Raw genomic sequence first — 12,825 nt, forward strand, 5'->3', positions numbered from 1 at the left:
GATGAAACGCTATGCTTTACTGGTAAGGGGCATTAATGTCGGTGGCAAGAATAAGGTTGTTATGACGCAACTTCGTCAAGAATTGACAGAGTTGGGAGTGGAAAAAGTTGATACCTACATCAACAGTGGCAATATTTTCTTTACTTCGACAGATCCCAAAACCCAATTGGTTGAAAAGTTAGAGGATTTCTTTGCAGTCCATTATCCATTTATTCAGAGCTTTTCCTTGCTGAGTCAAGAGGATTTTGAAACGGAACTTGAAAATCTACCTGAATGGTGGACCAAAGATTTGGCACGAAAGGACGTCCTCTTTTACACGGAGGGCTTGGATGTTGCTCAGGTCATTGAGAAAGTTGAAAGTTTGGAACCGAAAGATGAAGTGGTTCATTTTGGAAGACTTGGGATTTTCTGGGGGAAATTCTCTGAAGAATCCTACTATGCAACTGCCTATCACAAGCACTTGCTCAAGATGCCTTTTTATCGCAACATCACCATTCGCAACGCAAAAACCTTTGACAAAATCGGTCAAATGCTAAAAAATAATAAAGGAGACACATAATGACATTTTTAGATAAGATCCAAGAAACAGCTGCTTTCCTGAAAGACAAGGGAATACTAGCGCCTGAGTTCGGTCTAATCCTTGGATCAGGACTTGGAGAATTGGCAGAAGAAATCGAAAATCCAGTTGTAGTAGATTATGCAGATATACCAAACTGGGGCCGTTCGACAGTAGTTGGTCACGCTGGTAAATTGGTATATGGTGACCTTGCAGGTCGAAAAGTCTTGGCTCTTCAAGGTCGTTTCCATTTCTACGAGGGAAATCCTCTTGAAGTCGTGACTTTCCCAGTACGTGTGATGAAAGTTCTCGGATGTGAAGGTGTCATTGTTACCAATGCAGCTGGAGGTATTGGATTTGGCCCTGGTACCTTGATGGCTATCTCAGACCATATCAATATGACGGGGCAAAACCCATTGATGGGTGAAAACTTGGATGATTTTGGTCCACGTTTCCCAGATATGTCTAAAGCCTACACTCCAGAATACCGTGCTACTGCGCATGAAGTGGCTAAGAAACTTGGTATCAAGCTTGATGAAGGTGTCTATATTGGTGTAACAGGTCCGACTTATGAAACACCTGCAGAGATTCGTGCCTATAAGACATTGGGAGCAGATGCAGTTGGTATGTCCACTGTTCCTGAAGTTATTGTGGCCGCTCACTCAGGCTTGAAAGTTCTAGGAATTTCATGTATTACGAACCATGCTGCTGGTTTCCAAGAAGAACTCAACCACGAGGAAGTTGTAGAAGTGACTGAACGTGTCAAAGGTGATTTCAAAGGCTTGCTTAAAGCGATTCTTGCTGAATTGTAATGCCATGAGAGTTCACTTTATTTTACATGAGACATTTGAGGTTCCAGGCGCATATCTAAAATGGGCTATAGAACGAGGTCATCAAATTACATCAACAAAGGTTTATGAAAAAGAACCTCTTCCTGAAACAATTGACGGGATTGATTTTCTGATTGTCATGGGTGGTCCTCAATCACCTGATGAGGATAGAGAAAACTTCCCATACTATGATCCAAAGGCTGAGCTTGCTTTTATGAAAGAAGCGATTGCTACAGATATTTATATTGTTGGTGTCTGTCTTGGTGCGCAACTCCTATCTGTTGCCTACGGTGCGAAGTATGAACATAGTCCAGAGCGCGAAATCGGCGTTTATCCTGTGACATTGACGATGCAAGGTCTAACAGATCCTCATGTCAGCTTGTTCGGAGAAACCATAGAAACCGGCCACTGGCACGGTGATATGCCAGGGCTGACAGATGAAGCTGTCGTCTTGGCGACCAGTCAAGGTTGTCCACGCCAAATTATTCGCTTCAGTCCGAAACATTATGCCTTTCAGGCTCATTTGGAATTTGATCCAGACGCAGTAGAATTATTGATTGCTGCGGATGGTGAGGAGAAATTAAGAGAGCAAAGTGAAAAGTTGCCTTTTGTTCAAACACCAGAAGAATTACGTGGAAACGATTATTCTGAAATGAATGCAAAACTGTATGCATTTTTAGATTCATTGATAAACTAGGAACTACAGAAAGGCAGAGTATCTGAGTTATAGTCAAACTCGGGCTAATTGTTCTGTGAAATATTTAATTTTAAAATCAAGAAAGAAAGGATGGGTAAACCGTATTTGTTGAACTGAATACGGGCGGAGAACTGTGTAAAAAAGATAAACTGTCTAGCATCTGTGATGCGTCGTCAGTTTCCTATTTTTACTTTGTTCTCTGTCGCTATCCTAAATATAAAAAAAGAAAGGTAGAGTGGAGTGTTCTAATTTGAACACGAGCGGAAACTTTTCTAAAAACATTGAAAGGTAGGGTAGTTTGGTTTTGAATTGAACCCGGTCTAGTCTTCTCAATATCATCAAAATTAAGAAAGAAAGGAATTGAACCCACCCTAAAAGCAGTGGGAAAAAGATAGTTGGTCTAGCGAGCATCGCTCACTGCGCCCAACTCCTATTTTCCCTTCGCTTTTTGACGGGTTTGGTATCTTATATTATGTCTATCCATATTGCTGCTCAGCAAGGTGAAATTGCTGATAAAATTCTTCTTCCGGGGGATCCTCTTCGTGCGAAATTTATTGCGGAGACCTTCCTTGAAGATGCTGTTTGTTTTAACGAAGTGCGGAACATGTTTGGCTATACTGGTACTTACAAGGGCCACCGTGTATCTGTCATGGGAACTGGGATGGGGATGCCTTCCATTTCGATCTACGCGCGTGAGTTGATTGTGGACTACGGTGTAAAGAAATTGATCCGTGTGGGAACTGCGGGTTCGTTAAACGAGGATGTTCATGTCCGTGAATTGGTTTTGGCGCAAGCAGCTGCAACCAACTCAAACATCATCCGCAATGACTGGCCACAGTATGATTTCCCACAAATCGCTAGCTTTGATTTGCTAGACAAGGCCTACCATATCTCCAAAGAACTTGGTATGACAACCCACGTTGGGAACGTCTTGTCATCAGATGTCTTTTACTCAAACTACTTTGAAAAGAACATCGAGCTTGGTAAATGGGGAGTCAAGGCTGTGGAAATGGAAGCAGCAGCTCTTTACTATCTTGCTGCCCAACACCACGTTGATGCCCTTGCTATCATGACCATTTCTGATAGCTTGGTCAATCCAGATGAAGACACCACTGCAGAAGAACGCCAAAATACCTTCACCGATATGATGAAGGTTGGTTTGGAAACCTTGATTGCAGAGTAAAATGTAAAAGAAAATCCTGATTTCAAGTGGAATCAGGATTTTTTCATAGATGCGATTTTTTCGGGGTCTGGTGTAACGCGAAGGGTCTTTTGTCCAGTGTAGGTTACAAAGCCAGGTTTTCCACCTGTTGGTTTGTTGAGTTTTTTCACTTCAATCATATCTACTTGCACGAGATTTGACAAGCGCCCTTTGGAGAAGTAGGCAGCTAGCTCCGCTGCATCTGTCTTAACTTCGTCAGAAGGGTCAAGATTTCCTGAGATGACGACGTGGCTTCCAGGGATGTCCTTGGCATGGAACCAGAGTTCTTCTTTGCGGGCCATTTTAAAGGTCAATTCCTCGTTTTGCAGATTGTTTCGTCCGACATAGATGATGGTCTTGCCATCGCTCGCCAGATACTGTTCTGGTTTTTTGCGTTTCTGGATTTTCTCGCGTTGGCGTCTTCTAATGAAGCCTGTTTGGATCAATTCTTCACGGATTTCAGCGATTTCCTCCAGCCCAGCTTGATTGAGAACAGTCTCAACACTTTCTAGATAGAGAATGGTTGCCTTGGTTTCTTCAATCAGTTCAGTCAGATATTTGACAGCTTCTTTGAGTTTCTGGTAGCGTTTAAAATAGCGTTGGGCATTCTGACTGGGTGTTAGAGCCTTATCAAGCGCAATAGTGATAGGTTGATTGGTGTAGTAGTTGTCCAAGGTAACCTGATCTTGGTCATTAGGTACTTGGTGAAGGAAGGTTGTCAACAATTCCCCTTTTTGGCGAAAATCCTCAGCGTTGTCTGTCGCCAGTAATTCTTTTTCTTGTTTTTTGAGTTTGTGGCGATTTTTCTGAAGTTCATTTTCAACACGGCGAATGAGTTCACTGGCCTGCTGTTTGACGCGATCGCGCTCTGCCTTGTCCTTATAGTAGGTATCCAAGAGCTCTGAAAGGCTGGCAAAAGGCTCTCCTACACGATTGGCAAAAGGAACTGGACTGAAGGAGGTCTCCGTTAGGTAAGGCTTGGTTTCTTGACCAAAAAAGTTACGGAAAGTGGAAAGTTTTTCACTAACCAGTATGCTTTCCAATTCATTTGCCGTATCGCGTCCTAGACCTTGAAAGAGACTTTGAAGATTTTTAGCTGTTAATTCCCGTGTTTGCAGGATTTCAAAGAGCTTTTCATCCTTGACTGTAAAAGGATTGAGAGATTCGGTACTTGGCGGAGCGATATAGGTCGATCCAGGAAGCAGGGTGCGGTAGCTATTTTGTGAAAAGCCAACGTGTTTAATGACTTCGAGGATTTTATGGCTACTTTTATCCACGAGGAGAATATTACTGTGTTTGCCCATGATCTCGATAATCAGAGTCGCCTGGATGTGATCCCCAATCTCGTTTTTATTGGAAACGGTGATCTCTACGATACGGTCATTTTCCACCTGCTCAATTGACTCAATCATAGCACCCTGCAAATACTTTCTCAAAACCATGATAAAAGTAGAAGGTTGGGCTGGATTTTCAAAGGTCGTTTGGGTCAGCTGGATGCGACCAAAAACGGGATGAGCAGAGAGGAGCAGGCGATGGCTTTGGCGATTGCTACGGATTTGCAAGACCAACTCTTGTTCAAAAGGTTGATTGATCTTCTGAATGCGACCATTGACCAACTCGCTTCGCAATTCCTCAACCATGTGGTGTAAAAAAAATCCGTCAAATGACATCGTTCTCTCCTTGTGATTGTATTCCATAGTATTATATCAAAAAGGTAGAATAAAATCATGGAAATATGGTATAATAAAGCCAAGTAAAGAGAATCGAGAAGTACATGTATATTGAAATGGTAGATGAAACTGGTCAAGTTTCACAAGAAATCTTGCAACAAACCCAAGAAATTTTGGAATTTGCAGCCCAAAAAATAGGAAAAGAAGACAAGGAGATGGCAGTTACTTTTGTGACCAATGAGCGTAGTCACGAACTCAACCTCGAGTATCGTGATACAGATCGCCCGACAGATGTCATCAGCCTTGAATATAAACCGGAATTGGACATCTCCTTTGATGAGGAAGATTTGCTTGAAAACCCTGAATTAGCAGAGATGATGTCCGAGTTTGATGCCTACATTGGGGAACTGTTCATCTCTATCGATAAAGCGCATGAGCAGGCTGAGGAATACGGTCACAGCTTTGAGCGTGAGATGGGCTTCTTGGCAGTACACGGCTTTTTACACATTAACGGCTATGATCACTACACTCCGGAAGAAGAAGCGGAGATGTTCGGTTTACAAGAAGAAATTTTGACAGCCTATGGACTCACAAGACAATAAACGAAAATGGAAAAATCGTGACCTGATTTCTAGTTTAGAATTTGCCCTGACAGGCATTCTGACTGCTATCAAGGAAGAACGCAATATGCGAAAGCATGCAGTGACGGCTCTAGTAGTCATCCTTGCAGGTTTTGTTTTTCAGGTGTCACGAATCGAATGGCTCTTTCTCCTGATGAGCATTTTCTTGGTAGTAGCCTTTGAGATTATTAATTCTGCTATTGAAAATGTGGTGGATTTAGCCAGTCACTATCACTTTTCTATGTTGGCAAAGAAAGCCAAGGACATGGCGGCTGGTGCCGTACTTGTGGTTTCTCTTCTTGCCGCGGTGATTGGTGCACTTATCTTTCTCCCACGCATTTGGGATATATTATTTTAAAGATTAAGAGGAAATTATGACATTTAAATCAGGCTTTGTAGCCATTTTAGGACGTCCCAATGTTGGGAAGTCAACCTTTTTAAATCACGTTATGGGGCAAAAGATTGCTATCATGAGTGACAAGGCGCAAACAACGCGCAATAAAATCATGGGGATTTACACCACGGATAAGGAGCAAATCGTCTTTATCGACACACCTGGGATTCACAAGCCTAAGACGGCTCTTGGAGATTTCATGGTGGAATCTGCCTACAGTACTCTGCGTGAAGTGGATACTGTTCTATTCATGGTGCCAGCTGATGAGCCACGTGGTAAGGGCGACGATATGATTATCGAGCGTCTGAAAGCTGCCAAGGTTCCTGTGATTCTGGTGGTCAATAAGATTGACAAGGTCCATCCAGACCAGCTTTTGTCTCAGATTGATGACTTTCGTAATCAGATGGACTTTAAGGAAATTGTTCCGATCTCAGCCCTTCAGGGAAATAATGTTTCTCGTTTAATTGACATCCTTAGTGAAAATCTAGAGGAAGGGTTCCAGTATTTTCCAGCTGATCAAATCACAGACCATCCAGAGCGTTTCTTGGTTTCAGAGATGATTCGTGAGAAAGTCTTGCACCTAACTCGTGAAGAGATTCCTCACTCAGTTGCAGTGGTAGTTGACTCCATGAAGCGTGACGAAGAGACAGACAAGGTTCATATCCGGGCAACCATCATGGTTGAGCGTGATAGTCAAAAAGGTATTATCATCGGTAAAGGTGGCGCCATGCTTAAGAAAATTGGGACCATGGCCCGTCGTGATATCGAACTCATGCTAGGGGACAAGGTTTTCCTAGAAACTTGGGTCAAGGTCAAGAAAAACTGGCGTGATAAAAAGCTAGATTTGGCTGATTTTGGCTATAATGAAAAAGAATACTAAGTAGAGGTGGGCTCATGCCTGCTTCTTGTTTTTACAGAAGGAGGATTTATGCCTGAATTACCTGAGGTTGAAACGGTTCGTCGTGGCTTAGAAAAATTGATTTTGGGAAAGAAGATTTCTAATATAGAGATTGCTTATCCCAAGATGATCAAGACAGATTTGGACGAGTTTCAAAAGGAAGTGCCTGGCCAAGTAATTGAGTCCATGGGACGCCGTGGCAAGTATCTGCTTTTCTACCTGACAGACAAGGTCTTGATTTCTCATCTACGAATGGAGGGAAAGTATTTCTACTATCCAGACCAGGTACCTGAACGCAAGCATGCCCATGTTTTCATTCGGTTTGAAGATGGAGGAACGCTTGTTTATGAGGACGTACGCAAGTTTGGTACCATGGAACTGCTGTCACCTGACCTTTTGGAGGCCTACTTTGTTTCTAAAAAACTAGGGCCTGAGCCAATAGAGCAAGACTTTGATTTGCAGTCCTTCCAAGCTGCCCTAGCCAAATCTAAAAAGCCTATCAAATCCCACCTTCTAGACCAAACCTTGGTCGCTGGTCTTGGAAATATCTATGTGGATGAGGTTCTCTGGCGAGCCCAGGTCCATCCAGCTAGACCTTCCCAGACTTTGACAGCAGCAGAAGCGTCAGCTATTCATGACCAGACCATTGCTGTTTTGGGACAGGCAGTTGAAAAGGGCGGCTCTACCATTCGAACCTATACCAATGCCTTTGGGGAAGACGGAACCATGCAGGACTTCCATCAGGTCTATGATAAGACTGGACAAGCATGTTCCCGCTGTGGCACCCTCATTGAGAAATTCCAGCTCGGTGGACGAGGAACTCATTTTTGTCCTCGGTGTCAAAGGAGGGACTGATGGGAAAAATCATCGGAATCACGGGAGGAATTGCCTCGGGTAAGTCAACTGTGACAAATTTCCTAAGAGAAAAAGGCTTTCAAGTGGTCGATGCTGACGCAGTCGTCCATGATCTACAAAAACCTGGGGGTCGCCTTTATCAGGTCTTAGTCCAGCATTTTGGTCAGGAAATTATCTTAGAAAATGGAGAACTCAATCGCCCTCTCCTAGCTAGTCTTATCTTTTCAAATCCTGAAGAGCGGGAATGGTCTAAGCAAACACAAGGAGAGATCATTCGTGAGGAACTGGCAGCATTGCGAGATCAGTTAGCTCAGACAGAAGCAATTTTTTTCATGGATATTCCCCTGCTTTTTGAACAGGGATATGCCAACTGGTTTGATGAAACGTGGCTGGTCTATGTGGACTATGATATCCAATTAGAACGTTTCATGAAACGGGATCATCTTTCTAAGGAAGTAGCAGAGTCCCGTCTTTCCGCCCAGTGGTCTTTAGAAGAAAAGAAAAAACTAGCGAGTCGTATATTAGATAATAATGGCAGTCGTGATCAGCTTGTAAGTCAAGTAGTCAAGTTACTTGAAGGAGGCGATAGCTGTGCAAGAGATTAGTTGGAAAGATAATCTTCGTGTCGCCTGGTTTGGTAGCTTTCTAACGGGAGCCAGTATATCCTTAGTCGTCCCTTTTATGCCTATCTTTGTGGAGCAGTTGGGAATCGAGCAGGATCAAGTTGCTTTCTATGCTGGATTAGCCATCTCAGTTTCAGCTGTTTCAGCAGCTTTAGTTTCTCCCATCTGGGGCATTCTTGCTGACAAGTACGGTCGAAAACCCATGATGATTCGAGCAGGCCTTGCCATGACCATCACCATGGGAGGTTTGGCCTTCGTGCCGAATATCTATTGGCTAATCTTTCTTAGATTACTAAATGGTGTATTTACAGGTTTCGTTCCAAATGCGACGGCTTTAATAGCCAGTCAAGTTCCTAAGGATAAGTCTGGCTATGCTTTGGGGACTTTATCAACGGGAGTAGTAGCTGGAACCCTAACGGGCCCCTTTGTTGGGGGCCTGGTTGCTGAAATTTTTGGTATTCGAAATGTTTTTCTGTTGATTGGTGCCTTCTTGTTTTTAGCTGCACTCTTAACCATTTTCTTTATCAAGGAGGATTTTCAGCCAATAGCTAAGGAGAAAGCAATACCAACAAAGGAATTGTTTGCTTCAATCAAGCACTCTCATCTTTTGATTAGTTTATTTTTGACTACCTTTGTCATACAATTTTCAGCTCAATCCATTGGTCCCATTCTGGCTCTCTATGTGCGGGACTTAGGGCAGAACGAAAATCTCCTCTTCGTCTCAGGCTTGATTGTATCTAGTATGGGATTTTCTAGTATGATGAGCGCTGGAGTGATGGGAAAGCTTGGTGATAAGCTAGGGAATCATCGACTTCTGATTCTGGCTCAGATGTATTCAGTCATCATCTACCTTCTTTGTGCCAGTGCGACCAGTCCCCTTGAACTCGGTTTGTATCGTTTTCTCTTTGGTTTAGGAACGGGAGCTCTCATACCGGGGGTTAATGCCCTTCTTAGCAAATTGACTCCAAAATCAGGTATTTCAAGGATTTTCGCCTTCAACCAAGTCTTTTTTTACCTCGGTGGAGTGATTGGACCTATGGCGGGATCCGCAGTTGCAGGATATTTGGGCTACCATGCTGTCTTTTATGCGACAGCAGCCTGTGTGGCTTTTAGTTGTTTATGTAACTTAGTTCAATTTAGATCATTATTAAAAGTAAAGGAAATCTCGTGCGAGTAAAAATTAATCTCAAATGCTCCTCTTGTGGTAGCATGAATTATCTAACTAGTAAGAACTCCAAAACCCATCCAGACAAGATTGAAGTTCTAAAATATTGTCCAAAGGAAAGAAAAGTGACTTTACATCTTGAATCTAAGTAGAATTTATGGTAAAATAATAGGGATTTTAAGGAGTTTGATATGTATAACCTATTATTAACCATTTTATTAGTATTATCTGTTGTGATTGTGATTGCGATTTTCATGCAACCAACTAAGAACCAATCCAGCAATGTATTTGATGCCAGCTCAGGTGATTTGTTTGAACGTAGTAAAGCGCGTGGTTTTGAAGCTGTGATGCAACGTTTGACAGGTATTTTAGTCTTTTTCTGGCTAGCCATTGCCTTAGCATTGACGGTATTATCAAGTAGATAAGAAATGGGCGAGACTAGGTCTTAGCCTATTTTTATTTTGAATGATGTTTACTAAAGTTATCACTCAAAAAAATTTTAAAAATATAGAAAGAAAACATGAAAGATAAAATTAAAGAATATTTGCAAGAGAAGGGGCGAGTGACGGTAAATGACCTAGCTCAGGCTCTCGGAAAGGATGGATCCAAGGATTTCCGTGAGTTGATTAAGACCCTGTCTCTCATGGAAAGAAAACACCAGATTCGATTTGGAAAAGATGGCAGCCTCACCTTGGACCAGAAGAAGAAACACGAAATCACCCTCAAAGGGGTTTTTCATGCCCATAAAAATGGCTTTGGCTTTGTCAGTCTGGAAGGCGAAGAGGACGACCTTTTTGTAGGGAAAAACGATGTCAACTACGCTATTGATGGCGATACCGTTGAAGTGGTCATCAAGAAAGTTGCTGACCGCAACAAGGGAACAGCTGCCGAAGCTAAAATTATTGATATCTTAGAACACAGCCTGACGACAGTTGTCGGGCAAATCGTTTTGGATCAGGAAAAACCTAAGTATGCTGGCTACATTCGTTCAAAGAATCAGAAAATCAGCCAACCGATTTATGTGAAGAAACCGGCTATCAAGTTGGAAGGTACAGAGGTTCTCAAGGTCTTTATCGACAAATACCCAAGTAAGAAACATGATTTCTTTGTCGCTAGTGTCCTTGATGTGGTGGGGCACTCGACTGATGCTGGGATTGACGTTCTTGAAGTCTTGGAATCCATGGATATTGTTTCAGAATTTCCAGAAGCTGTTCTCAAGGAGGCAGAAAGTGTACCAGAAGCTCCGTCTCAAAAGGATATGGAAGGTCGTCTGGACCTGAGAGATGAGCTTACCTTTACCATTGACGGCGCGGATGCCAAGGACTTGGACGACGCAGTTCACATCAAGCCTTTGAAAAATGGCAATATCGAACTCGGAGTTCACATCGCGGATGTTTCCTACTACGTGACTGAGGGTTCTGCCCTTGACAAGGAAGCCCTTAACCGCGCGACTTCTGTCTACGTGACAGACCGAGTGGTCCCAATGCTTCCAGAACGTTTGTCAAATGGCATCTGCTCTCTCAATCCTCAAGTCGATCGCTTGACCCAGTCTGCCATTATGGAAATTGATAAACATGGTCGTGTGGTTCATTACACCATTACCCAAACTGTTATCAAGACTAGTTTTCGTATGACCTATAGCGCTGTCAATGACATACTGGCTGGCGATGAGGAAAAAAGACAAGAGTTTAAGAAAATTGTTCCTAGTATCGAACTCATGGCCAAGCTTCACGAAAGGCTAGAAAACATGCGTGAGAAACGTGGTGCCCTGAATTTTGATACCAGCGAAGCTAAGATTCTGGTGGATAAAAAAGGCAAGCCTGTGGATATTGTCCTCCGTCAACGCGGTGTTGCCGAGCGGATGATCGAGTCCTTTATGTTAATTGCTAACGAAACAGTTGCAGAGCACTTTAGCAAGCTGGACCTCCCTTTCATTTATCGGATTCACGAGGAGCCCAAGGCTGAAAAGGTGCAAAAGTTTATTGATTACGCTTCGAGCTTTGGATTGCGAATTTATGGAACTGCTAGCGAAATTAGTCAGGAGGCCCTTCAAGATATCATGCGTGCGGTTGAGGGAGAACCCTATGCGGATGTATTATCCATGATGCTTCTCCGTTCCATGCAACAGGCTCGCTATTCAGAGCACAATCATGGTCACTATGGTCTTGCTGCTAACTATTACACTCATTTCACCAGTCCGATTCGCCGTTATCCAGACCTCCTTGTCCACCGTATGATTCGGGACTATGGTCGTTCCAAGGAAATAGCAGAGCATTTTGAACAAGTGATTCCAGAGATTGCAACCCAGTCTTCCAACCGTGAACGTCGTGCCATCGAGGCAGAGCGTGAAGTCGAAGCCATGAAAAAGGCTGAGTACATGGAAGAATACGTGGGTGAAGAGTACGACGCAGTTGTATCCAGCATTGTCAAGTTCGGTCTCTTTGTCGAATTGCCAAATACAGTCGAGGGCTTGATTCACATCACTAATCTACCTGAATTTTATCATTTCAATGAACGGGATTTGACTATCCGTGGGGAGAAATCAGGAACAACCTTCCGTGTAGGTCAGCAGATTCGCATTCGAGTTGAAAGAGCCGATAAGATGACAGGTGAGATTGACTTCTCTTATATCCCAAGTGAGTTTGATGTCATCGAAAAAGGCTTGAAACAAGCTGGGCGCAAAGACAGAGGTCGTGGCTCAAGTCGTCGTTCAGACAAGAAGGAAGACAAGAGAAAATCAGGGCGCTCAAGTGATAAGCACAAGCATTCACAAAAAGATAAAAAGAAAAAAGGCAAGAAACCTTTTTACAAAGAAGTAGCTAAGAAAGGAGCCAAGCATGGCAAAGGGCGAGGGAAAGGTCGTCGCACAAAATAAAAAGGCGCACCACGACTATACAATCGTAGATACGCTAGAGGCAGGAATGGTCCTGACCGGAACTGAAATCAAGAGCGTTCGAGCTGCTCGAATCAATCTCAAGGACGGCTTTGCCCAAGTAAAAAATGGGGAAGTCTGGCTGAGCAATGTTCATATCGCCCCTTACGCAGAGGGCAATATCTGGAACCAGGAACCTGAACGCCGCCGCAAACTCCTGCTCCATAAGAAGCAAATTCAAAAATTGGAACAAGAGACCAAAGGGACAGGAATGACCCTTGTACCCCTCAAAGTCTATATCAAAGATGGCTACGCCAAGCTTCTTTTAGGACTTGCTAAAGGGAAACATGACTATGACAAACGGGAGTCGATCAAGCGACGTGAACAAAACCGCGACATCGCGCGTGTGATGAAAGCTGTCAATCAGCGTTAAGAAGAGGAAGT

15 protein-coding genes are annotated in these 12,825 nt (G+C 43.3%); 14 read left to right on the plus strand and 1 reads right to left on the minus strand.

Translation table 11 applies throughout. The features are described from left to right. Position 1: 1 nt before the first annotated feature. From M1F63_RS04140 to deoD, 4 genes are all read left to right on the plus strand, one after another. On the plus strand, positions 2-559 hold the full coding sequence (locus M1F63_RS04140) for a DUF1697 domain-containing protein (protein WP_247940792.1): 558 nt from the start codon (positions 2-4) through the stop codon (positions 557-559). Next, on the plus strand, positions 559-1,368 hold the full coding sequence (locus M1F63_RS04145; protein ID WP_247940793.1) for a purine-nucleoside phosphorylase: 810 nt from the start codon (positions 559-561) through the stop codon (positions 1,366-1,368). Before M1F63_RS04140 ends, M1F63_RS04145 begins: the two co-directional genes overlap by 1 nt. A gap of 4 nt (positions 1,369-1,372) precedes the next feature. Further along, complete coding sequence (locus M1F63_RS04150; RefSeq protein WP_247940794.1) at positions 1,373-2,083, plus strand: type 1 glutamine amidotransferase; 711 nt, start codon at positions 1,373-1,375, stop codon at positions 2,081-2,083. A gap of 472 nt (positions 2,084-2,555) precedes the next feature. Next, complete coding sequence (gene deoD / locus M1F63_RS04155; protein ID WP_000022105.1) at positions 2,556-3,266, plus strand: purine-nucleoside phosphorylase; 711 nt, start codon at positions 2,556-2,558, stop codon at positions 3,264-3,266. Positions 3,267-3,298: 32 nt separating this feature from the next. Here the strand turns inward: deoD and pavA are convergent, their stop codons facing one another. Further along, positions 3,299-4,954: an Rqc2 family fibronectin-binding protein PavA gene (pavA, locus tag M1F63_RS04160; protein ID WP_247940795.1), complete on the minus strand. Its 1,656-nt coding sequence runs from the start codon at positions 4,952-4,954 to the stop codon at positions 3,299-3,301. 104 nt (positions 4,955-5,058) lie between these two features. On the opposite strand from pavA, the gene ybeY reads away from it, so the two are divergent. The 10 genes from ybeY (at position 5,059) to smpB (ending at position 12,814) form a co-directional block, all read left to right on the plus strand. Next, on the plus strand, positions 5,059-5,556 hold the full coding sequence (ybeY, locus tag M1F63_RS04165; RefSeq protein WP_000275172.1) for an rRNA maturation RNase YbeY: 498 nt from the start codon (positions 5,059-5,061) through the stop codon (positions 5,554-5,556). Further along, positions 5,537-5,932 (plus strand): diacylglycerol kinase family protein, encoded by a 396-nt coding sequence (locus M1F63_RS04170; protein WP_096407529.1) that lies wholly within the window; start codon positions 5,537-5,539, stop codon positions 5,930-5,932. The genes ybeY and M1F63_RS04170 overlap by 20 nt, the downstream gene beginning before the upstream one ends. 16 nt (positions 5,933-5,948) lie before the next feature. Continuing rightward, positions 5,949-6,848: a GTPase Era gene (gene era, locus M1F63_RS04175; RefSeq protein ID WP_000143280.1), complete on the plus strand. Its 900-nt coding sequence runs from the start codon at positions 5,949-5,951 to the stop codon at positions 6,846-6,848. Positions 6,849-6,896: 48 nt separating this feature from the next. Next, a complete protein-coding gene (gene mutM / locus M1F63_RS04180; protein ID WP_247940796.1) occupies positions 6,897-7,721 on the plus strand; it encodes a DNA-formamidopyrimidine glycosylase in 825 nt (274 codons plus the stop codon). Beyond that, entirely contained in the window at positions 7,721-8,326 is a 606-nt protein-coding gene (gene coaE / locus M1F63_RS04185) for a dephospho-CoA kinase (protein ID WP_247940797.1), read from the plus strand. Before mutM ends, coaE begins: the two co-directional genes overlap by 1 nt. After that, positions 8,313-9,521: a multidrug efflux MFS transporter PmrA gene (pmrA, locus tag M1F63_RS04190; RefSeq protein WP_247940798.1), complete on the plus strand. Its 1,209-nt coding sequence runs from the start codon at positions 8,313-8,315 to the stop codon at positions 9,519-9,521. Before coaE ends, pmrA begins: the two co-directional genes overlap by 14 nt. After that, complete coding sequence (gene rpmG / locus M1F63_RS04195) at positions 9,512-9,661, plus strand: 50S ribosomal protein L33 (RefSeq protein WP_007519517.1); 150 nt, start codon at positions 9,512-9,514, stop codon at positions 9,659-9,661. The genes pmrA and rpmG overlap by 10 nt, the downstream gene beginning before the upstream one ends. Before the next feature lie 39 nt (positions 9,662-9,700). Further along, positions 9,701-9,934 (plus strand): preprotein translocase subunit SecG, encoded by a 234-nt coding sequence (gene secG / locus M1F63_RS04200; protein ID WP_000282517.1) that lies wholly within the window; start codon positions 9,701-9,703, stop codon positions 9,932-9,934. 95 nt (positions 9,935-10,029) lie between these two features. Next, a complete protein-coding gene (gene rnr / locus M1F63_RS04205; protein WP_247940799.1) occupies positions 10,030-12,384 on the plus strand; it encodes a ribonuclease R in 2,355 nt (784 codons plus the stop codon). Next, positions 12,347-12,814 (plus strand): SsrA-binding protein SmpB, encoded by a 468-nt coding sequence (gene smpB / locus M1F63_RS04210; protein ID WP_247940800.1) that lies wholly within the window; start codon positions 12,347-12,349, stop codon positions 12,812-12,814. The genes rnr and smpB overlap by 38 nt, the downstream gene beginning before the upstream one ends. Positions 12,815-12,825: the final 11 nt, after the last annotated feature.

It is taken from the genome of Streptococcus oralis (assembly GCF_023109155.1).
GTDB lineage: Bacteria > Bacillota > Bacilli > Lactobacillales > Streptococcaceae > Streptococcus > Streptococcus oralis_BZ.

Bases quoted from the DNA above. Each gene is read 5' to 3' on its own strand.
- M1F63_RS04140 (WP_247940792.1), top strand. From the start codon at position 2: ATGAAACGCTATGCTTTACTGGTAAGGGGCATTAATGTCGGTGGCAAG.
- M1F63_RS04145 (WP_247940793.1), top strand. From the start codon at position 559: ATGACATTTTTAGATAAGATCCAAGAAACAGCTGCTTTCCTGAAAGAC.
- M1F63_RS04150 (WP_247940794.1), top strand. From the start codon at position 1,373: ATGAGAGTTCACTTTATTTTACATGAGACATTTGAGGTTCCAGGCGCA.
- deoD (WP_000022105.1), top strand. From the start codon at position 2,556: ATGTCTATCCATATTGCTGCTCAGCAAGGTGAAATTGCTGATAAAATT.
- pavA (WP_247940795.1), bottom strand. From the start codon at position 4,954: ATGTCATTTGACGGATTTTTTTTACACCACATGGTTGAGGAATTGCGA.
- ybeY (WP_000275172.1), top strand. From the start codon at position 5,059: ATGTATATTGAAATGGTAGATGAAACTGGTCAAGTTTCACAAGAAATC.
- M1F63_RS04170 (WP_096407529.1), top strand. From the start codon at position 5,537: ATGGACTCACAAGACAATAAACGAAAATGGAAAAATCGTGACCTGATT.
- era (WP_000143280.1), top strand. From the start codon at position 5,949: ATGACATTTAAATCAGGCTTTGTAGCCATTTTAGGACGTCCCAATGTT.
- mutM (WP_247940796.1), top strand. From the start codon at position 6,897: ATGCCTGAATTACCTGAGGTTGAAACGGTTCGTCGTGGCTTAGAAAAA.
- coaE (WP_247940797.1), top strand. From the start codon at position 7,721: ATGGGAAAAATCATCGGAATCACGGGAGGAATTGCCTCGGGTAAGTCA.
- secG (WP_000282517.1), top strand. From the start codon at position 9,701: ATGTATAACCTATTATTAACCATTTTATTAGTATTATCTGTTGTGATT.
- rnr (WP_247940799.1), top strand. From the start codon at position 10,030: ATGAAAGATAAAATTAAAGAATATTTGCAAGAGAAGGGGCGAGTGACG.
- smpB (WP_247940800.1), top strand. From the start codon at position 12,347: ATGGCAAAGGGCGAGGGAAAGGTCGTCGCACAAAATAAAAAGGCGCAC.